Annotated in this window: 16 protein-coding genes; 6 read left to right on the top strand and 10 right to left on the bottom strand. The window is 62.7% G+C overall.

The window, feature by feature from the left end; all coding sequences use genetic code 11:
* Nucleotides 1-71: 71 nt before the first annotated feature.
* The 3 genes from hmpA to HH213_RS24965 all read right to left on the bottom strand — a co-directional run bounded on the left by hmpA (nucleotide 72) and on the right by HH213_RS24965 (nucleotide 4,069).
* A complete protein-coding gene (gene hmpA / locus HH213_RS24955) occupies nucleotides 72-1,253 on the bottom strand; it encodes an NO-inducible flavohemoprotein (protein ID WP_169114048.1) in 1,182 nt (393 codons plus the stop codon).
* 103 nt (nucleotides 1,254-1,356) lie between these two features.
* Complete coding sequence (locus tag HH213_RS24960) at nucleotides 1,357-3,633, bottom strand: TonB-dependent receptor (protein ID WP_169114049.1); 2,277 nt, start codon at nucleotides 3,631-3,633, stop codon at nucleotides 1,357-1,359.
* A gap of 76 nt (nucleotides 3,634-3,709) precedes the next feature.
* Nucleotides 3,710-4,069 (bottom strand): DUF2946 domain-containing protein, encoded by a 360-nt coding sequence (locus HH213_RS24965; RefSeq protein ID WP_169114050.1) that lies wholly within the window; start codon nucleotides 4,067-4,069, stop codon nucleotides 3,710-3,712.
* A gap of 92 nt (nucleotides 4,070-4,161) precedes the next feature.
* Here HH213_RS24965 and HH213_RS24970 point away from each other — a divergent pair, with 92 nt between their 5' ends.
* Together HH213_RS24970 and HH213_RS24975 are read left to right on the top strand one after the other, a co-directional pair.
* Nucleotides 4,162-6,240 carry a TonB-dependent receptor family protein gene (locus HH213_RS24970; protein ID WP_169114051.1) on the top strand — a complete coding sequence of 693 codons (2,079 nt, stop codon included), beginning with the start codon at nucleotides 4,162-4,164 and terminating at the stop codon, nucleotides 6,238-6,240.
* 253 nt (nucleotides 6,241-6,493) lie between these two features.
* Nucleotides 6,494-7,243, top strand: a complete 750-nt coding sequence (locus HH213_RS24975) for a Crp/Fnr family transcriptional regulator (RefSeq protein ID WP_110847780.1) — start codon at nucleotides 6,494-6,496, stop codon at nucleotides 7,241-7,243.
* A gap of 12 nt (nucleotides 7,244-7,255) precedes the next feature.
* Here HH213_RS24975 and HH213_RS24980 read toward each other — a convergent pair whose 3' ends face one another.
* Nucleotides 7,256-7,525, bottom strand: coding sequence for a hypothetical protein (locus tag HH213_RS24980; protein ID WP_229263146.1), 270 nt, complete (start codon nucleotides 7,523-7,525; stop codon nucleotides 7,256-7,258).
* Between the two features lie 126 nt (nucleotides 7,526-7,651).
* Between HH213_RS24980 and HH213_RS24985 the strand changes: the two genes are divergently transcribed.
* Entirely contained in the window at nucleotides 7,652-9,088 is a 1,437-nt protein-coding gene (locus HH213_RS24985; RefSeq protein WP_169114052.1) for a SulP family inorganic anion transporter, read from the top strand.
* A 3-nt stretch (nucleotides 9,089-9,091) separates the two neighbouring features.
* Here the strand turns inward: HH213_RS24985 and HH213_RS24990 are convergent, their stop codons facing one another.
* From HH213_RS24990 to HH213_RS25015, 6 genes are all read right to left on the bottom strand, one after another.
* Nucleotides 9,092-11,434 carry a hypothetical protein gene (locus tag HH213_RS24990; RefSeq protein WP_169114053.1) on the bottom strand — a complete coding sequence of 781 codons (2,343 nt, stop codon included), beginning with the start codon at nucleotides 11,432-11,434 and terminating at the stop codon, nucleotides 9,092-9,094.
* Nucleotides 11,431-12,093, bottom strand: coding sequence for a DUF3142 domain-containing protein (locus tag HH213_RS24995; RefSeq protein ID WP_229263147.1), 663 nt, complete (start codon nucleotides 12,091-12,093; stop codon nucleotides 11,431-11,433). The genes HH213_RS24990 and HH213_RS24995 overlap by 4 nt, the downstream gene beginning before the upstream one ends.
* A 73-nt stretch (nucleotides 12,094-12,166) precedes the next feature.
* Nucleotides 12,167-13,606, bottom strand: coding sequence for a catalase (locus HH213_RS25000; protein WP_169114055.1), 1,440 nt, complete (start codon nucleotides 13,604-13,606; stop codon nucleotides 12,167-12,169).
* Between the two features lie 131 nt (nucleotides 13,607-13,737).
* Nucleotides 13,738-14,268 carry an OmpA family protein gene (locus tag HH213_RS25005; RefSeq protein WP_169114056.1) on the bottom strand — a complete coding sequence of 177 codons (531 nt, stop codon included), beginning with the start codon at nucleotides 14,266-14,268 and terminating at the stop codon, nucleotides 13,738-13,740.
* 121 nt (nucleotides 14,269-14,389) lie between these two features.
* A complete protein-coding gene (locus HH213_RS25010; RefSeq protein WP_169114057.1) occupies nucleotides 14,390-16,564 on the bottom strand; it encodes an ATP-dependent helicase in 2,175 nt (724 codons plus the stop codon).
* 3 nt (nucleotides 16,565-16,567) lie between these two features.
* The gene (locus HH213_RS25015; RefSeq protein ID WP_110847788.1) at nucleotides 16,568-17,701 is read right to left on the bottom strand and encodes a LacI family DNA-binding transcriptional regulator; all 1,134 of its coding nucleotides are present in this window, start codon (nucleotides 17,699-17,701) and stop codon (nucleotides 16,568-16,570) included.
* A 190-nt stretch (nucleotides 17,702-17,891) separates the two neighbouring features.
* On the opposite strand from HH213_RS25015, the gene HH213_RS25020 reads away from it, so the two are divergent.
* The 3 genes from HH213_RS25020 (at nucleotide 17,892) to HH213_RS25030 (ending at nucleotide 21,251) form a co-directional block, all read left to right on the top strand.
* Nucleotides 17,892-19,145, top strand: coding sequence for an Hsp70 family protein (locus HH213_RS25020; RefSeq protein ID WP_169114058.1), 1,254 nt, complete (start codon nucleotides 17,892-17,894; stop codon nucleotides 19,143-19,145).
* A 3-nt stretch (nucleotides 19,146-19,148) separates the two neighbouring features.
* On the top strand, nucleotides 19,149-19,772 hold the full coding sequence (locus tag HH213_RS25025) for a 3'-5' exonuclease (protein WP_169114059.1): 624 nt from the start codon (nucleotides 19,149-19,151) through the stop codon (nucleotides 19,770-19,772).
* A 75-nt stretch (nucleotides 19,773-19,847) separates the two neighbouring features.
* On the top strand, nucleotides 19,848-21,251 hold the full coding sequence (locus HH213_RS25030) for a tetratricopeptide repeat protein (protein WP_169114060.1): 1,404 nt from the start codon (nucleotides 19,848-19,850) through the stop codon (nucleotides 21,249-21,251).
* The last annotated feature ends 4 nt before the right edge of the window (nucleotides 21,252-21,255 follow it).

Consider the following 21,255-nt stretch of genomic DNA (forward strand, 5'->3'; position numbering starts at 1 on the left):
TGTGTAAAGTATTACATCCACACCTAAGCAGGTACACGAAGAAATCCGGCTTTACATAGTTGAAAAGCGCATCAAGCCAAAGCTTCCGCCGGACCAAAGAACTCGTAATGCGTCTGCGACGCCGGCACGCCCAGTTCCGCCAGATGCGACTTGATCGCTTTCATGAACGGCGTCGGGCCGAGGAAGTAGGCATCCACATCGCGCGTCTCCGGCAGCCACGCGGCCAGCTGCTGCGGATTGATATAGCCGGTGGCATGCGGCTGCACCGCACCGGCATCGGCCAACTCGTAGCAGTAAAAGCGCTGCAACTGCGGATGCTGGGCGGCCAGCGCGTCGATATGATCGCGGAAGGCGTGCACGCCGGCGTGCCGCGCCGCGTGAATGAAGTGCACCGGGCGATCGGTGGTCAGCGCCGCCGTCAGCATCGCCAGCGTTGGCGTGATGCCGACACCACCGCTAATCAGCACCAGCGGCTTGTCGCTGTCGGCCATCACAAAGTCGCCCGACGGCGGGAACAGGTCGATGCTGTCGCCAACCTGCACGCCATCATGCAGGAAGTTGGATACCACGCCACCCGGCTCGCGCTTCACGCTGATGCGATAGCTCTCGCCATTGGCAGTCGCGGACAGCGAATACTGGCGACGCTGCTCCGCGCCATTCACCGTCACCAGCACGCCGATGTACTGGCCAGGCTTGTGCGCCACCACCTTGCCGCCATCCGCAGGCGTCAACACGAAGGAGGTAATCTCATCGCTTTCCACCGTCTTGGCAGTCACCTTGAAGGCGCGCGCACCGCGCCAACCGCCTTCGGCCTGCTCGTTTTCCCTGTAGACGTTTTCCTCGGCGCCGATCAGGATATCCGCCAACTGGCCGTAGGCCGCGCCCCAGGCTTCAATCACCGCATCCGTCGCCACCTGGTCACCCAGCACTTCGCGGATCGCCTTCAGCAGCGCGGCGCCGACGATGGGATAGTGCTCCGGCTGGATTTGCAGCGACACGTGCTTGTTCACGATGGTACCGACCAGCGGCCCGAGTTTTTCCAGCTTCTCGATATTCTTCGCATACATCAGCACCGCATTGGCCAGCGCGCGCTGCTGGTTGCCGTCTTGCTGGTTGGCCTGATTGAACATGGGCTTAACGTGCGGGTAGTCGCGGAACAGCGATTGATAGAAGTGACGGGTCAGGGCTTCGCCGCCTTCTTCCAGAATAGGAACGGTGGCGGTGATGATGGCTTTATGTTCGGTGCTCAGCATGATGATCTCTGTCTTAATGAAGTTTTGACGTAAACAAGTATATCATATGAATGTTTAAATGCGCACGAGGAACCACCGAAAAATCCGGTGGCGCCTGCGAGGGTTAGAGATCGAACTTCAGCTCAGCGACGTAAGTACGTTGCGGATAAGGGTGGAAGTTCCAGTACTGGTAGTTATTCAGGTTGTCGATCCCGAGCGCCATACACCACTGCGCGTTAAAGCGATAGCGCACACGCGCATCGGCGGTGAAGTATTTGCTGGAGCCCTGATAGGCGAAGCCGTTGACATCCGAATTATCCAGCGTTGAATACTGCTTGCCGCTGTAACGCCCAGCCAGCGTCATCGACAGCTGATCGTTGACGGCGTAAGAGGCCACGCCGGTCGCGCGCCACTCGGGAATGCGCGGTTGCCATTTACCGATGCTGCTCGGCGCCTTGTCGTTGCGGATGATCTTCGAATCGGTCCACGTCAGGCTGGAACTCACATCGAGGCCGCGCAGCAGCACGTCATTGGCGCCGTACGACACCTCCAGTCCCTTGGTGCGGATCAGATCCACGTTCTGGATATTCGTGACCATCGGCGTGACCAGCACATTGGTCTGCGAGTACAGCGCATCGGCGGTGCGTTCGCCGAATGCGGTCAGGCGCAGATAACCGTTGGTCAGCTTGCGCTCACCACTCAGCTCCGTGGTCCACGACTTCTCGGGCTTGAGATTCGGATCGTTGTTGGTCAACTGGCCGGCGGCATTGACGCCGCCTTGATACAGCTCGGACACCGTCGGCATGCGCACCGCGCGGCCCAGCGACGCCTTCAAGACCCAGTCCTCGCTGGCCTGATATGCCAACGCGGCTTTCGGCGAGACATAATTTTCGGTGCGCTCCGCGTACGATGCCGCCTTGGTGGCATTTGCGATCACGCCATCATGTGCATGCCAGCGCTCGAAGCGGGCACCCAGCACCGTCTTCCACTGCGGCGCGAACTTCCACGTATTCTGCGCATACAGGCTGTTGATTTCCGACTTGCCGCCGAAGCGCGAAGTAGGATTGCCGCTGGCTGCGCCGTCGATCCATTCCGTGGTAGGCGTTTCGGTGCTGCTTAACTTGTAGGCCTCACGCTGATAGCCGAATTCCGCCACATGTTCGGCGTTGGGACGCCATACGCCTTTGGCTGCAAAGGTATTCCAGCCGGTGCCGCCCTGATTCACCAGCCGACCCGCGCCGCCGGACAGCGCGGCCGGCATGGCGACCGTGGTGGCCGCGCGCAATTGATCCTTATTGTAGTCATACAGGCTGGCGGCGACTTCCCAGTCGAAAACGCCCTTGGTATTGGTCTTTACCGTCAGACCATGCATGAAGTGCTGCAGGTCTTCGTTGGACAGATTGAAATCGGTCGGCGCCAGTGTGTAGGCGTGACCGTTCACATTGACCGTGCCGGTGTAGACCGGCTGGCCGGCCGCATCGCGCAGATACGTGCTCGGACGGCCTTCGGAATCATTGCGCCACAAGCCGAAGGTGTAGGTGGCGCGCATGGTCGGCGAAAAATCGTAAGCCAGCTTGGCCTTCAACTGATCCTGCACCGTGTGGTATTGCGTGGCAGTGCCGAGCAAATACCAGGGATTGTTGGTGCGATCCAGTCCCGCCACGGCACCGGTGACCGGCGTGCCGGCGCTGCTGAGCGGTGTGTTGGCCGAGCGGGTAGGGAAGGTCAGCGGCTGGCCTTCGCTGTCGGTGCGGCTCAACGCCAGCCACCACGACCACGCGCCTTGACGGTCGCCCAGCTCAAAGCTGCCTTGCTTGCCGTCGTAGCTATCGTTGGTGCCGTAGAGTTTAAACGGCTGATGTGTCAGCGTCAGCTTGGCGTGCGCTTCAAACCTGGTTGGCATGCGTGTGACGTAATCGACCACCGCACCGACCGAATTGCCACCATACGCGGCGGAGAAAGGGCCATACAGCACATCGACCCGTTCGATTTCCTCCGGGCTGACCATGCCCCAGCGTGGCGCGAAGGTGGCGCCGTTGCCGAGGTAATTGGACAGCAGGATGCCGTCCGCGTACACCATCGAGCGCGCGCTGTTGCCGGTGCCGGAGGCGCGCGTCGACAGCACCGCATGGTTGTAATCGCCAATGTAGCGCTTGCGCACCAGAAGGCTGGGCAGGTATTTGAGCGCGTCCTCGGCATCGGTGGCGTTGATATCGCGTTCGATTTCTTCTTTGGTGATTCCCTCGATGGTGGTCGGGATCTGCGTCGGCAGCGAAGTGGGGCGGTTGCCGGTAACGGTGACCGTGCCCAGTTGATGCAGCGGGACGTCTTCGTCCGCGTGGACGTGCGTGGCAAAGGCGGCAAGCAGCGCCAGCGCCAATGGAGACAGATTGGTATGCATGGTATTCCTGATGATGCGGACAGATGGCCGCCATCCTTGTCAACACACTAAGGACAGCGGAAACATAGGCTAACGATCAGGAAATGGCGGGCGGCCCGCGCGGACTGGCGGCGCGCCACGTTTGCAGCGGCTGCGGCGCGGTATAGAACAGCGGCGGATATACATCATGGCCGCCGATGATGGCGAACCCATTGACGGGCGACGGCGGCGGCGCCGGTGTCGACGCCTGCATGGCACAGTAAGCGCAGTGCTCCATGCCATGCATGATATTGGTCGGCGCCTTCTTGGCGCCACTGTCCACCGTACACATTTCCGCCAGCGCCGCCGTAGTGGTCGAGGCCAGCGCATGCGACACCGTCGGCGCAAGCGCGGCAAACAGGACGGCCAGCATGGCGATCCAGATATGCAGCACTTGGCGTTTGGCGGAATAGAGCATTGGACAATTATAAACGAAGCAGCGAAATGCTAGTAATCGATAATGAGAACTGTTATCATTCAGGCTGTTTTTCAATAACAACTATTCTTCACATGCCTGAATTGTCCTTGAACGTTGCGCCATTTAAATTGACCGCGCTGGCCGCCGCGGTAGCCCTGTTGACGACGCCGCTCGCGCTGCACGCCCAGCAAACCGATGACGCGCCAATGGAAACGATTCAAGTGTCGGGCAGCTGGCTAGGTTCCGGCCTGCAGAATAGTGTCAAGAACTTCGCCGGCGCGCGTACCCTGGTCAACAAGGAAGAGATCGACGAGACCGGCGCCGTCAACATCGGCGACGTGCTGCGCCGCATCCCCGGCGTGCAATCGACCGACAACTCGGGCACGGCCGGTAGCGCCATCTCGCTCAACATCGGCATTCGCGGCCTGACCGGCCGTTACTCGCCGCGCTCGACCGTGCTGCTGGACGGTATTCCGCTGGCGGTGGCGCCATATGGCCAGCCGCAGCTGTCGTTCGCGCCGGTGAGCCTGAACAATATCGAATCGATCGACGTCGTGCGCGGTGGCGGCGCGGTGCGCTACGGCCCGCAGAACGTCGGCGGCATCATCAACTTCCGCAGCCGTTCGATCCCGGAAGGCGAGGGCATCAGCGGCGACGCCAGCGTGCGCTACAACCACTTCAGCGAAGGCGACGGCAACCGCCAGTACAGCGCGTTTGTCGGCGGCACCGCCAGCAACGGCCTTGGCGTGGCGCTGATGTATTCGGGCATGGAAGGATCGGAATGGCGCCAGGGCAGCGACGAGCGCGTCAACGACGTCGCCATCAAGTTCCGCTATCCGCTGGACAATCATAGCGAGGTGTACGGCAAGGTCTCCTATTACGACGTACTGTCGCGCACGCCGGGCGGCCTGACCGTGGCGCAATACAAGGCTGACCCGTTCCAGAATACCCGTCCGACCGATTTCTGGAGCGGCGACCGCCACGGCGTCGACGTCGGCTACCTCAATACCATCTCGACCACGCAGGAATTCGAGATCAAGGCGTACTACAACGAAAGCTTCCGCCAGAGCGCGCTGATCAACGCGGCCAAGACCCAGATCACCTGGCAGCCGCGTAACTACGAAGTGCTGGGCATCGAACCGCGCTACACGCAGCGCTTCAACGCCAGCGGCATGGTGCATGACGTGACCGTCGGCTACCGCTACCTGCGCGAACGCGGCGACGACAACAGCTACCTGCAAACCGTGGCGACCGGCGCGAATGGCGCGATCGGCACCTTCGTCAACAGCACCGACGCGCACGCCGCCTACATCGACGACCGCATCGCACTGGGCCAGTGGCGCATCACGCCGGGTGTGCGCTATGAGCAGATCTCGTCAACCCGCAACGACCTCGCCGCCAAGTCGACCTTTGAAACCGACAACACCAAGGCGCTGCCGTCGCTGAACGTGGCCTACCTGCTGAATCCGGCGCTGACAGTGTTCGCCAATTACACCACTTCGTTTGGACCGGTGCAGAACACCCAGCTCAATTCGCAAACGCCCAACAACCCGCTGAAGCCGGAACTGGCCAAGACCGCCGAACTGGGTGCGCGCTGGAAGAGCGGCGCCGTGAGCGCGGAGGCGACCCTGTTCAAGCTCAAGTTCGACAACCAGATCGTGCAAGTGCCGGGCATCACGCCGGCGACGTTCCAGAACATCGGCGCGACCAACCACGACGGTATTGAAACGGCGGCCGACTACACGTTTGACGACGCCAGCGCGCTGGCCGGCCTGAACGTCTACGCCAACTACACCTACACCAAAGCGCTGCAGGAATCGGGCGCGACGGCGGGGCTGGACGTGCCGTTCTACTCGCGCACCACCGACACCATCGGCGCGCGCTACCGCGTCGGCGCGTGGACCGGCAACCTGTCCACCACCCACCAGACCAAGCAGTATTCCGACACCGCCAACACGGTGGCGGAGTCGGCCAACGGCGCGGCCGGCCAGATCCCCGGCTTCCGCCTGTGGAATGCCAACGTCTCGTGGAAACAGCGCGCCTACGAAGTCGCAGCCGGCGTCAACAACATCGCCGACAAGCGCTACTACACTCGCAACGTCGACGGCAACGCCGGCCGCATGGTCGGCGCGCCGCGCACCGCTTATGTCCAGCTTCGTCTCATCTATTAAAAGCGCGAACACTCGCCGAGTGTTTGCGGCCACACCAAGCGGTTGGCATCCTTGCGGTAAAGTGGCATTCGCCGTGTGAATCGGGGCGCAGAGGGCGCGTCAGGACGGTTCAAGCGCGCCACGTAGGACTAAGATGACATTTTGCAATGTTCGCTGCCTACATTGGACTACAAGGTCCTCCTATACCGCAGAACCAGGCTGCTCGATATAGTGTCTACATCAACAACGCAGACACACTATCAAGAGGCTTACCATGAACGCAATCCACACCGCTCCAGTCGCTGCTCCACAAGTTAGCCTGATCGGCGCTCAGCAGAACGATTTGCTGCGCGCGCTGTCGCGCGATGATCTGCTCGCCCTGTTCGGCGATCTGGAGTTGGTGACGTTGCCTGAGGGTAAGCACCTGTTCGATTTCGGCGCCACTGTCGAGTACACCTACTTCCCAACCAATGCCATCATCTCGCTGCAATACGTGATGGAAGACGGCGCCACGACCGAAATCGCCGTGGTTGGCCGTGAAGGTGTGGTCGGTGTTGCACTGCATCCAACTGAGCGTGCCAGCTACTCGGCAGTGGTGCAAACCGCCGGCTATGGCTACCGCCTGAAAACCTCCGTGCTGCGCGATGTGTTCTACACCGGTGGCCCTCTGGCCCAGCAACTGATGCGTTACACCAGTTCGATGTTTGCCCAACTGGCGCAAAGCGTGGCCGGCAGCCGTCATAGCAGCATTGAGCAGAAACTGTGCCGCTGGTTGCTGGAACGTCTGGACCGCTCGCTGTCCAATGAATTGAAAGTCACGCAGGAAATGATCGCCAATATGCTGGGTGTGCGTCGCGAAAGCATCACCGGCGCGGCGGGCAAACTGGCTCAGGAAGGTCTGATCATCTACCGCCGCGGTCTGGTCACGGTGCTGGATCGGGATGGTATGGAACGCCGCGCAGGCAGCTGCTACCAGAGCCGCGTCAGCAACACGGCACCGGCACAGCAACGCTACGCAGCTTGATAGAGTAGGGAATTAATGCAGGACGCGGGACGGCGGATTGATCAGGAAACCGCCGAAATCCGCCCGCGCCGGCATACGTGCCGCCAGATCCTGATCCAGTTTTCGCTGCACCAGCTTGTGCCAGGCGCTCGCCCAACGGGCCGCCAGCTGGGATTCTTCCGCAGACCGCGCATACAGCGTTCTTTCCACGGCGATTTTTTGACGTTGCAGGGCGTAGGTAGCTGAGATCAGAGTAGTCATGGCGTTGGTTGACTGGCTGGTTGATTGAATAAGTGTTGCCATTGTGCCCGCGCCACCCCCGTTTTGAATGTGCGCCACTTCACCCATAACGATGAGTACTGCGCACAGCCCGTGTAAAATACGCGACTGTTGCCCTTTCGCATCGCCGTTATTCCGGCTTTTCCCCTCATGAATTTTTCAAAAAATGCCCTTGCAGGGCTGACCACGTCCTTCGCGTTGGTTCCTGAATGCATCGCTTTTGCGCTGGTTGCGCATCTCAATCCGCTCACCGGGTTGTATGGCGCCTTCTTTATTTGTACGATTACCGCGATTTTCGGTGGCCGTCCGGGCATGATTTCCGGTGCCGCTGGCTCGATGGCGGTGGTGATCGTGGCGCTGGTGGCCCAGCACGGCCTGCAATATTTCCTAGCGACAGTGGTGCTGAGCGGCGCAATCATGCTGCTGTTCGGCGTGCTGCGACTGGGCAAGCTGGTGACCATGGTGCCGCATCCGGTGATGCTAGGCTTCGTCAACGGACTGGCGATCGTGATCGCATGGTCGCAATTGCAACACTTCAAGGCGGATGGCGCATGGCTGCATGGCGCGTCGCTGTTGTGGATGTGCGGCCTGGTGGTGCTGACCATGCTGATTGTCTATCTGCTTCCGCGTCTGACCAAGGCGCTGCCGCCGGCGCTGGTGGCGATTGTCGGTATCGGCGTGTTGTCCGCGACGCTGGGTCTGCCGGTGCGCACGCTGGGCGACATGGCGCATATCGCCGGCGGCCTGCCCGTGTTTGCGCTGCCGGAGGTGCCGATGACGATGGACACGCTGCGCATCGTCTTCCCATACGCGCTGCTGATGGCGGTGGTCGGTCTGCTGGAAACGCTGCTGACCTTTAACCTGACCGATGAAATTACCGAGACGCGCGGTTTGCCGAATCGCGAATGCGTGGCGCTTGGCGTGGCGAATGTTGCCTCCGGCCTGTTCGGCGGCATGGGCGGCTGCGCGATGATCGGCCAGACCATGATCAACCTGAGTTCCGGTGGCCGCACGCGGGTGTCCGGCGCGGTCAGCGGCATCATGATTTTATTGTTTATACTGTTTTTATCGCCGTTGATCGAGCGCATTCCGCTGGCGGCGCTGGTGGGGGTGATGTTCGTGGTGGCGCAGCAGACGTTTGCGTGGAGCTCCTTGCAGGTGCTGGGCAAGGTGCCGCGTCATGACGCGCTGCTGATTGTGGCGGTGACGGCGATTACCGTTGCCACCGACCTGGCGGTCGCCGTGCTGTGCGGGATTGTGATTGCGGCGTTGAGCTTCGCCTGGCGCCACGCGCGCGAAATTCGCGCCGACGTGACAGAGGCTGATGGCGTTAAAACATACACGCCACATGGCACGCTGTTCTTCGCTTCGATCGCGCATTTCAATGAGCTGTTCGATCCGCAAGCCGATCCGCAGCAGGTGGCGCTGGATTGCCGCCATCTGCGTCTGGCGGATCACTCGGCGGTGGTGGCGGTCGCTACGCTGAGCGAACGTTACGCCAAGACTGGCAAAACGCTGCAGGTGCTGCACCTGTCCAAGCGCTGTGAACTGCTTTTGCAGCGCTCGGGCGTGATGGTGACGGCTTAAAGATCAATAGTAGTAAGGTGTCTTGCGCGACCATTCGGTGTTGCCGTAGCGCTTACCCAGCAGGGTGAAGGCGTTCTTCGACAGCGTTTTGGCATCTGCATCTAGGCAGCCCCCGCGCGTGGATTGCACCACCACGTACAACAGCCATGGCAGCTCCGGATCTTTCGGCACCGCTGCTGCGCGACGCAGTACGTGGTCGCCGACGAAGCCGGTAGCGGTTTTCAGGCTGCCCAGTTGTGCCAGCTCCTTGTCGCGGATAGCGGTGTTGCCGGTGTCTGGCGACGGCGGCGCGTTTTCGATGCCGGTGTCTTCGTCGATGCTGACGCCGGCCTTGGCGGGCAGCTTGCACCACATGCTAGCCGTGACGTCATCCAGGTTGGGGGAGGGGAAGTCGTCGCGCGTCGCCATGTATGCGTTCAGCGTCGGCGTCAGTTGCCACTTCATCGCGGTGACCAGCATGATGTGACGCCGCTCCTGCAGGTTGGCCTGTGTTTGATATTTACGCATGTCCGCAGCCAGCGCGGGCGTACCTTGTTCGATGCGCTTGGCGGCTGCGACGGCGTCGCTGTCCTGTCCCAGCAGATCGAAACGCATCCATGCGGCGATAGCGATACGCGTGCGCAGTGCTGCCGGCAGGCGCGTGTCGGCGCTCAACGCATACAGATCGGCGTTGGACAGGCCGCTATTCAGCCAGCGCTGGCCGTCGGACGCCAATTGCAGGTTAACCGGTTTGGCGTCGGCTTTTTCGCCAGTGTCGCCATCATGGCCGTCAACCTGCTCGCGCAGTAGATATGGCGCCGCTTCCGCCGGAGTGGTGGCCATCGCCAGCCGCTCCTGCAGGAACAGATTGCGCGCGCTTGGCGATGCCGCTGCGCGGAGCTGCGCGCTGGCCAGTACGGCATCTTCCAGTGCCCGAGCCTTGTCGGCCTGCTTGCTGACGCGATAGTGACGCGCCAGCGCATAGCGCACCGTCAGGTATTCCGGCGCATCGGCCGCTACTTGCAGGCTGGCTTTCTCCAGATCCTGCGGCATCGTCTCGCCACGCATCGCGGCGGCCATCAGCCAAACGCGCGCCTGCGGCTTGTTGGCCTCCTTGACGTAGCGGCGCCATTGCTCCAGCGCGTGATCGCGTTCCTGTTCGCAGCTGGCTTGTGGCTTGTAGTCATAACAAGCCTGGATGGTTTGTATCCAGTCGATGAAGTCCACCGATTTGCGCAGCGATACCGCCGACATCAAGTGATTCGCCAGCAGACGCCAGTCACCCAACTGGTCATCGGCGTAGGGATCGATGCGCGGGTTGTCGAGTGCCTTGCTCAGTTCTGCGAAGCGCACTTCAGGCGTCAGCGTGGAGCGCATTGCGCGGCCGATGGCGCGGGCGTCTTCGTGCAAGTCCTTCAGCGCGGGATCGGCGACGATATGGTCGATGCTGGCCTGGATGGCGTCCACTTTCTTTTGCTGGGCGGCTTGCCGCGCCGCTGCCGCTTCTGGACTTTCGGCAGCCATGGCTTGGCGCTGCTTCCAGCGCTCTTGCTGCGATACCGATGGCGGCACGTAGGTCGCCGCGCGCGCCAGCGAACGCAGGCTCAGATATTCACCCCAATGCCGCAGCGGATGTTCGTCGGTAGCGCCGATGCGGGCAAAAAGCTTGCCGCTGGCCGTGTAGTCCTCGGCGTAAAACGCGGCTGACGCCAACTGATACTCCTGCATCTGCCGCCAATACAGCGCTTCCGATGCCGGTAGCGCGGCCGGCTGCGCCACCACCACCTTGGCCTGGCCATAGCCGGGATGACGCACCTCGGGATCGTCGCCGCAGATGCGGAACACCTGCCGCTGTGTCGCAACCCACGCCTGCAACCGCGCCGGCGTGGCGTCGCTGCGCTTGGCCAGATCGTTGAGTGTTTGCGCCGCGAAGAAGTAGCTGGTGTCCGGACAGGCGCGATAGGTAGCGGCGACATTGTCGTTCTCACGCGCCGGCAGGATCTCACGCTTCAGCGCCGCGCTGACCGCCTGGCGCCAGGCTTCGTACAAGTCGTTCGGTGCGTTCTGGCGCCAGTCGCCATAGCCGCCCACGCGCCCTTGCACCGTCACGTCCAGACCACCTTCCATGCCCGGCGACGCTTTCAGGTCGCGCGTGCCCAACATCACATCGCGCCAAGCGGCGTAGAGATAGGGACGCGCATAGGTCGGCAGCACCACGCCCAGTTCACCACCCTGGTAGCGACCCGACGCGATGTCCGGCGCGTAGCGGCTGGCGAAGCGGTCGTAAGGCGTGTCGCCGCTGGCGCCGGCGGTGGCGATGGTCAGCAGGGCGGAGGCAAGTACGCCCGCTTTGAAACGACGAATCATGGAGTGCTCCCAATGTTGGCGCCACGCTTCCACGCGTAGCGGTCGAACCAGTATGTTTTGCGATAGCGCGCCGTGACCTGCGGTGCGAACGCCTCTTGTGGCGAAAAGCCGGCGACGTCGCGGCAACTGGCGTGCAGCGCGGCCGGCGAGTGCTCGACGAGGTCGCGCAGCCGCGCGCCGTCTTTCCCCATGCGGAAGAACATCGGCACCACTTCGTCGGCACCCAGGTCGTCCAGCCATGCGGGTGAGCGGCACCACCAGGCCAGCGCGGTCACACTCAGTTTGATGTGCGGCGGCAGTTCGCTGCGCAGCTGGCGCACCAGTGAGCGATAGAAAACGCGCTGCGATGGTTTGGCTTCCATGTCCAGTTGCACCCAGCCGGATGTGCTGGCGTCCGCTGCTTCATGCATCGCGCGCACGATCATGGAGCGCCGGCGTTCGATATCGATGGGTGGATTGACGGTGCTGACTTCCACATGCACCACCGGCGTAATGCGCGATGCGGGCGGCCAGCCGGAACGGGGGCGGGTGAGGGCGTTGTCGCCGCTCAGGAGAATATGGCGTTGCAGGACTGCGGCTTCCTGCTGGGACCACGCAGGAAGCGCGGCGCCGTCCCACAGCCAGGCGACTTGCTGCGCGCAGGCCGTAGCGGGAAGCAACAACGCAATCAGTAAAAAGACGAAGGGCATCGGTCAATGAGGCGGTCAATAGGGCCGCCTCATTGTACCGGTATTACTTGCCTTCCAGCGCGGCGATGGCGGCGGCCACGCCGGCGCCGTAGGCCGGATCGGCCTGGGTGCAGTTGTAGATGTGACGTTCCTGCACCGGCTTGGAAACGCCGTAGATGGCGCGCGCGGTGTTTTCAAACAGCAGTTGCTTCTTCTCGGCGGTCAGCAGGCGGAACAGATTGCCCGGCTGCGAGTAGTAGTCGGTGTCCACGCGGTGGTTCCAGTGATCGGCTGCGCCTTCCAGCGACAGCGGCGGTTCCTTGAACTGCGGGCTCTCCTGCCATTCGCCACGGCTGTTCGGCTCATACGGCGTGTGTTCGCCGCCGCTGGCGCCGATGCGCATGGCGCCGTCGCGATGGTAGCTGTGGAACGGGCATTTCGGCGCATTCACCGGAATCTGGTGATGGTTCACGCCCAGGCGATAGCGCGCCGCGTCGCCGTACGAGAACAGGCGCGATTGCAGCATCTTGTCCGGCGAGAAGCTCACGCCTGGCACCACGTTGGCCGGCGAGAAGGCTGCCTGCTCCACGTCGGCGAAGTAGTTCTCCGCATTGCGGTTCAGTTCCAGCACGCCGACGTCGATCAGCGGATAGTCGCCGTGCGGCCAGACCTTGGTCAGGTCGAACGGGTGGTACGGCACTTTGGAGGCATCGGCTTCCGGCATGATCTGCACCGCCAGTTTCCAGCGCGGGAAGTCCTTGTTCTCGATGGCGTCATACAGGTCGCGCTGCGAGCTTTCGCGGTCCACGCCTACCAGCGCGGTCGCTTCGGCGTCGCTCAGGTTCTCGATGCCCTGCTGCGAGACGAAGTGGAACTTGACCCAGAAGCGCTCATTGGCAGGGCTGATAAAGCTGTAGGTGTGGCTGCCGAAACCGTGCATGTGGCGGTAGCCCTTTGGAATACCGCGGTCGCTCATGACGATGGTAACCTGGTGCAGTGCTTCCGGCAGCAGGGTCCAGAAGTCCCAGTTGTTTTCGGCGCTGCGCAGATTGGTCTTCGGATCGCGCTTGACGACGTGGTTCAGGTCCGGGAATTTGAGCGGGTCGCGGAAGAAGAACACCGGCGTGTTATTGCCGACGACATCCCAGTTGCCTTGCTCGGTGTAGAACTTGACGGCGAAGCCGCGGATATCGCGTTCGGCATCGGCCGCGCCGCGTTCACCGGCCACGGTCGAAAAACGCATGAAGATATCGGTTTTCTTGCCGACTTCCGAGAACAGCGCGGCGCGCGTGTACTGGCTGATGTCGTGGGTGACGGTGAAGGTGCCGAAAGCGCCGGAGCCCTTGGCGTGCATGCGGCGCTCGGGGATCACTTCGCGCGCGAAGTGGGCCAGCTTTTCCAGATGCCAGACATCCTGGAGCAGTACCGGGCCGCGTGGGCCTGCGGTCTGGGTGTTCTGATTATCGACGACCGGTGCGCCGGCCGCAGTAGTGAGGTTCTTCATGAAACTTCCTTCGCCTGAATGGGATGAATGGAAACTTCCAGCATAACTACTACCAGTGATTTTCGCCGCTCTCAAAAGTCAGAGCCGCAATGAAAAACGCCCGGCGGTGCCGGGCGTTCGATACGACTGAATTACTTGCTTGGGTAGATGATGTCGTCGCGGCGATCATGTGCGCGCGCTGCATCGTCGGTACCGGTGGTTTTTTCTTTACCGTAGCTGACGGCTTCCAGTTGGCCGTCTTTCACGCCTTGTACTTTCAGGGCGGTGATCAGGGCTTGAGCACGTTTCTGACCCAGGGCCAGATTGTATTCTGCGCCGCCGCGGTCATCGGTGTTGCCTTCGACTTTGATCGAGACGTTTGGATTAGCCGACAGGAACTTGGCGTGATCAGCAACCAGTGCATCGAATTCTGGCTTGACGGTGTACTTGTCGAAGTCGAAGTAGACGCTACGATTTTTGTAGATCGAGCTGTTTGGGTCCAGGTAAGCTGGCAGTGGTGCAGCAACTGGTGCTGGCACTGGTGCAGCTACTGGCGCTGGTGCTGGAGCTGCAACTGGCGCTGGCGCCGGTGCTGCTGGTGCAGGGGCCGGAGCTGGGGTCGAGCAAGCGCTCAGCAGAGCGATGGTGCAGGCTGCCAGCAGGATATTGGTTTTAGCTTTCATCGAAATACTCCCGAATTGATTTTGTTGGAGGGACATGGTGTACACGCTAGGTGTGAGGCTGTTCCGCAGCCCGCGACCGGTATTATATAAGGGTTTCCCTTGGAAAGATTGGTCCCCTGCATTATTTTTTCATCCAGGCTAAAAATGGCGTGAGGTCGGTCCCGCTTTCGACATACCACGCGCGGCGGGCGATATCGAATTTGGCGCCCAGCGCCTTGACGTGATCCTTGTCCTGGAAACCGGCGGTTAAGTAACAACGCGTAGGTGGCGTGGCAACTGGCGCGCGCTGGTTGCGCTCCAAAGCGGTCTCGGCGGCTGCTGAAGATTTAGGCAAGCGCATCTGCGCGATGAAGCTGCTGCGGGTGGCGGCATCGGACGGCGCGAGCAGCGTCAGGCGCGCGCGGGCGCGGGTGGCGGCCACGTAGAACAGGTTTTCTTCCTCGCGCCGCGGCTTCGACGGATGGGGGAATTCGCCTTCCTCCAGGAATGGCAGAATCACGTGCTCGAACTCCTTGCCCTTAGCGTTGCCGGCGCATTCGATCAATACCGACTTGCGGTCCCGCTTGCGGCGGATAAAGGCTTCGCGCGCGTTGACCGCGTTCCAGAACTCGCGCAGGCTCTGGCCGGAGGCCGCTGCCGCCGCCAGCAGGCTGGCGATGGATTTGGTGATGACGCTGGCGTCATAGGCGCGCACGAAGATGCGGCGGGCGGTGGCGGCCAGTTGCACGCGTTCGCACAATTCAGTCAGCACGGCGGCGGCTGGCGCGGTCGGGTCCACCGTCGACAGCCAGGCCAGCGCGGCGATCACGGCGCGTTTGGTGCCGGCGCTGGCGACGTCGCGGTAGTCCGGCTCGACGCCGTCGCGGCGCTCGTCCTCGATCATGAACAGTTCACCCAGCAGGTCCGGGCTTTTCATGATCTGCTGCTTGAAATTGTCCATGCTGTGGATGGAAAACTTCATTTCGCTGAATGCCACCAGCGCTTCAACCACGGCCACGCGCACCTGTTCCGACTTGACTGCGGAAAAATCCTTGAGCGCGATGCCCAGCAGGCCGCGCAGGAACAGGATCTCGTCGCGTTGCAGATAGCCGGCCATGGGCGGCGTGCGGTAGTCGATGTCGGCCTCGATCAGCGCGTTTTCGATGGCCATCGATTGATGGCGGTCGCGGATCAGAATGGCGCAGCCGTCGTAGGCGTTGCCGTCGGCTTTCCACTGGCGCACGGCCGCCACCACGCGCTGCGCGCATTCGGCCGCGTCGGCATAATGCGCGTGCAGGATCTCGGTGCGCAGCGGCAGGGCCGATTCCACCCGCTTTTGCTTGAATTCGGCCATGGCGTAGGCCAAGTGCGGGCCGTGGCGCCAGGTTTGCGTCAGCGGATAGCGCGCCAGCTTGGGAAAACGCTCGCTGAAGCGGCGTTTCAGGTATTCGTCGCTGGCGCCCAGCTTGGCGTGGATCACCTGGTCTTTGTCGCCGGCGCCGACGAAGAAGGCTTGCGGTCGGTCGATCAGCGCCTCCAGGATGCGGAACGAGGCTTCGTTCAAGTCGTGCAGTTCGTCACACAGCACCAGCCGGTAGTCGGGGAACTGCTCGGCCAGGCGGGCGCCCTCATGCAGATTGCAGGCCAGGTCGTAACTGGCGTCGAACGGGCCGCGGAACACCGCGCCGGCGCCGCCGTCCAGCCGCATGGCTTCGTATTCCAGCGTGGCCAGGTAATCGCTCAGCGGTATGCCCAGCTGCTCGGCGGCTTCCTCGTGGCCCATGAATTCGACGTCGCTGTCGAGCGCCATGGTGGCTTTCAGGCTTTGCTGAACTTCGAGGAACTGGCTCAGCGCCACGCTGTGGGTGTGCAACTCCAGGCCGTCGACGCTGCCGGCGTAACGGTCGGCGGTGCGGTCGATGGCGCGCAGCGCGGGTTCTTTCAGCGCGCGCAGGTCGCGGCACTGGCGCACATCGTCGTTGTCGGCCAGGTCCATCATCCAGGCCGCGAAATCCTCGAAACTCAGCACCGCCACGCGCTCCGCCAGCGCCGACGGCACGCCCACCTCCTGCAGGCGGCGGCGCAGCACTTCGCGTGCTTCCGGCGTGAAGGTCAGCGCCAGGATCTGTTCGGGCGCCAGTTTGCGCGCCAGCGCCTCGCCAATGCGCAGCGCCAGCGTGGTGGTCTTGGCGGCGCCGGCGTTGGCGTCCACCAGCACCACCTTGTTCTGGGCCAGCTGGATGGCGGTCTGCTCTGCGGTGGGGATCAGGCCTTGCGGGGTGAAGCGGGGTGTATTGGAAGGATTGGGCTGGTTCATCCGCTACATTATAGCGATCGGCAGCCGCAAACTGGGCGTCGCCATCGCCGGCGGCGTCATCGAGGTCGCGACCGGCGTCAGGCGCGCGGTGGCGCCTTCGATGAATTGGGCGCTGAACACACGCCGTTCGGTGTCGGTTTCGTGGCGGTCGATGCGTGAACACAGGAGATCAGCGGCGGCGGCGGCCATTTTCGGCAATGGCTGGCGCAGCGTGGTCAGGTTGTAGCTGATCCAGTTGGACGGCTCGACGGCGTCGAAGCCGGCTACCGACAGCTGGCCCGGCACGTCCAGTCCCAGTTCGTGGCGGGCAAAGTCCAGACAGCCGATGGCCATGACGTCGCTGCCGCAGATGATGGCGTCCGGCAGGCTGCCCAGTTGGGCGATGATGGCTTTCAGGCCCAGCGCGCCGCTGCGGTAATCGTAAGCGCCCGGCACCACCACCGGCGCCGGCAAACCCAGTTCGGCGATGCGTTCGCAGGCGCCGCGCTGGCGTTCAGTGGCCACGCTGTACGGATCGTTGCCGGCGATGATTCCGAATTGGCGGTGGCCGGCGGCCGCCAGCCGCGAGGCCAGCATGCGGCCGGATTCCACATGGTCGCAGGTGACGGTGTTGACCGACTGGTCGCGCAGCTTGCGGTTGAACAGCACCAGCGGCATGCGGCGGCGCTCGAATTCGGCCACGTGTTCGGGCGTCAGGCGGGCGGCGGCGATCACGCCGTCGACCTGGTATTGCCAGACGTCGGCCAGCACGCGGTCGACGTCGCCTTCATGTTGCAACGTGAACAACAGCACGCGCTGGCCGCGCGCCGTCAGCTGCTGGCTCAGTTCGGCCAGCAGTTCCGGGTAATACAGATTGGCCTGGTTAGTGATGATCAGCGCGACCATATTGGAGCGGCGGGTGATCAGGCTGCGGGCGGCAGCGTTGGGAATATAATCGAGCAGGGCAGCGGCCTTCATCACCAGCGCGTAGGTCGCCTTGGAAACGCTGGCGCCGGGCTTGAAGCAGCGCGACACCGCCGATTGTGACACGCCGGCCAGCTGCGCCACGTCATACGACGTTACGCGGCGGTTTTCGCCGGCGATCATCGCTTTCAGCGTGGTTGCGCTATCCTCTACGGTCGAATTCGTTTTGCTCATCGTGGAAAGCAGGCCCATTTGATTATTCTTTTAATAGTGAAACGAGCATAATTAAAAACTTACCCGATGGCAACAACTATCGCATTTCTGCAAAGAAATATCTTCTTTCTTGTGGCTAGGGCGCAATGTTTGCTGCGATGCGGCTTTATCTGATAAACTCCCGCCCCTTTAGCTGAACGGAAAGGGCAAGATGGCCATTGCTTGCGGCGTTGATTTTGGTACGTCCAATTCCACCGTTGGCTGGGTGCGTCCCGGCCATCCGGTGATGCTGGGACTGGAGGAGGGTAAGACCACCTTGCCGTCGGTCGTCTTCTTTAATGCGGACGACGACGAAGTCACCTATGGGCGTGCGGCGCTGGCCGATTACCTGGCCGGCTACGAGGGGCGTTTGATGCGCTCCATGAAGAGTTTGCTGGGCACCAGCCTGATCGACGGCCAGACCGAGGTCGGCGGCCGCGCGCTGCCGTTCCGCATGCTGCTGGCGCAGTTCATCGGCGAACTGAAGAAGCGTTCCGAACGCGCGGCCGGGCGGGAATTCACCTCGGCGGTGTTTGGCCGTCCGGTGTATTTCATCGACGACAGCAAGGACAACGACAAGCTGGCCGAGGATACGCTGGCCGAAGTGGCGCGTTCCGTCGGCTTCAAGGACATCGCTTTCCAGTTCGAGCCGATTGCTGCCGCGTTCGACTACGAGTCGCAGATCGACCGCGAGGAGCTGGTGCTGATCGCCGACATCGGTGGCGGTACTTCCGACTTTTCGCTGGTGCGCCTGTCGCCCGAACGCGCCAAAAAGGCCGAGCGGCGCGATGACATCCTGGCCAACGGCGGCGTCCACATCGGCGGTACCGACTTCGATAAATACCTGAGCCTGTCGTCCATCATGCCGCTGCTGGGTTACGGCAGCCGCCTGCGCAACAACAGCGAAGTGCCGTCCAGTTACTTCTTCAACCTGGCCACCTGGCACACCATCAACCAGGTCTACACCAAGAAGATGTGGACCCAGTTGTCCGACCTGATCCGCGATTCGGCCGAGCAGGAAAAGCTCGGCCGCCTGCAGCGCCTGATCGACGAGCGCGCCGGCCACTGGCTGGCGATGAAGGCGGAAGAGGGCAAGATTGCGCTGTCGGCCGACGCCGTGGTGCAGCTGGAGCTGGACCGCCTGGCGCCGCCTGTCACGCTGGAGCTGCGCCGCGAGCTGTTCGACGGCGCCATCGACCACCTGGTCGGCTCGGTGGAAACCACGGTACAGAATTTGCTGCGCGACGCCGGCGTCAAACCGGAAGAGGTCGACACGGTATTCTTCACCGGCGGTTCCAGCGGCGTGCGCAAGCTGCGCGAGCGTATCGGCGCCGTGCTGCCGGCCGCGCGCAAGGTGGAAGGTGACCTGTTCGGCAGCATCGGCGCCGGCCTGGCGCTGGACGCCGTACGCAAATTTGGCGGATAAACCATGCTCGACCAACCTATCGTCATGCTCGACTTCGAGACCACCGGCCTGTCGCCCGCCATGGGCGACCGCATTACCGAAGTGGCGGCCTTGCGCATCGTCGGCGGCGAGGTGGTCGAGCGCTATGTGTCGCTGATTAATTGCGGCGTGCGCATTCCATCCTTCATCACCGGCCTGACCGGCATCACCCAGTCCATGGTGGACACCGCGCCGCCAGTGGACCAGGTGGTGCCGCAGCTGCTGGACTTCATCGGCAGCGATCCGCTGTCGGCCCACAACGCCAGTTTCGACGAAAAGTTTTTGCGCGCCGAGGCCGAACGGCTGACGCTGGCGCCGCGCCATGCGTCGCTGGTGTGTTCGCTCAAGCTGTCGCGCCGCGTGTTTCCGACGCTGGGCAGCTACAAACTGGGTCAGCTGTCCGGCGCGCTGGGCATCCAGTTCCGCAGCGCTGCCCACCGTGCCGAAGCCGATGCGGAAGTCGCCGCCAAGCTGTTGATCCATATCGGCCAGCATCTGCGCGCAACCTACGGCATCCGCCAGGTCGATACCGACCTGCTGGTGTCGGTCAACAAACTGGCGGCCGCCAAAGTGCCGCAATTCCTGCAAAAGCGCGGCCAGCCCGTTTGAGCGTCGTCAAATCCCTTCCGGGGACGCGTTTTACACTTTCATCAACAGTGTTGTCATGTTGGTCAGAGGTGTATCGTGAAAAAACCATGCACGGCCAAGGAAGGGTACGACGTCTACCGCTGGTTCCTCGACGCTGCTGAGCGTGGCAATCCCTACGCCCAGTTCAATCTCGGCCGCATGTATAAAAGCGGCGACGGCGTAGCGCGCGACGAATCCCAGGCGTTTGACTGGATGAGCAAGGCTGCCGTCCAGGGACTGGCTTACGCCCAGAATCAGCTGGGCGTGATGTACTACTACGGCCGTGGTGTCGACCACAGCGATGATCTGGCCACCTGCTGGTTCCGCCGCGCCGCCCGCCAGGGTGACGCCTCCGCCCAGCAAAATCTCGGACAAATGTACAAGAAGGGACGTGGCGTGCCGCAGAGCGACGAGGTGGCGCTGGCCTGTTTCTGCCGCGCCGCCGAGCAAGGTCTGCCCAGCGCGCAGACGCTGGTTGGCGAGGCCTACTGCAATGGCTACGGCGTGGCGCGCAATTATCCGATGGCGCTGGCATGGTTCCGCAAGGCCGCGCTGCAAAACGACGCCAACGCCCAGCTTCGTCTCGGCCTGATGTACAAGCACGCGCTTGGCGTGGCGCGCAACGAGGCCCAAGCTGTGGCCTGGTTCCGGCAGGCGGCGGCGCAGGAAGATCCGGTAGCGCAGCGGCTGGTGGGCGTGGCTTACGCCGAAGGGCTGGGCGTGCAGCGCGATCCGCGTCGCGCTTACGCCTGGTTGCTGCGCGCCGCCGAGCAGGAAGACGCCGACGCCCAGTTCAACCTGGGTGTGATGCTGGCCACCGGCAATGGCGTCGAGCAGGATGACGAGCTGGCCTTTACCTGGTATCACCGCGCTGCCGAGGCCGGCCATGCGCTGGCCCAATACAACCTCGGCGGCTTGTACGCGCGCGGCCGGGGCGTCGCCCGCGACGAACGGATGGCGCTGGAATGGTACCGGCGCGCGGCTGAGCAGGGCATGCCGCATGCGCAATTCAATGTGGCGGTGATGTACGCCAACGGCCACGGCGTGGCCAAGGACGACGTACTGGCGGCCGTCTGGTACCGCAGCGCCGCCGAGCAGGGTGACGCCAGCGCGCAGAACAATCTGGGCGTGATGTACGCCAACGGCGTCGGCGTCGATCGCGACGATCTGCAGGCGGTCGACTGGTATGGCAAGGCGGCCGAGCAGGGCCACGCGCTGGCGCAGTTCAACCTGGGTGGCATGTATGGCAGCGGCCGCGGCGTGGAGCGCGATCCGGCGCAGTCCTTCATGTGGCTGACGTTGGCGGCGCAGGCGGGTGACGTGGCGGCGGTCAGCAATCGTCGCCGCATGGCGCTGGTGATGACGCCGCAAACCATCGCCGCCGCCCAGCAACTGGTGCGCAAATGGCGCGACGCTCATCCGCCAACGTTCTACGTGCCGCACAACCGCGCGGTGGACTGAGCTT

The sequence above is a fragment of the Duganella dendranthematis genome (assembly GCF_012849375.1).
Taxonomy (GTDB): domain Bacteria; phylum Pseudomonadota; class Gammaproteobacteria; order Burkholderiales; family Burkholderiaceae_D; genus Rugamonas; species Rugamonas dendranthematis.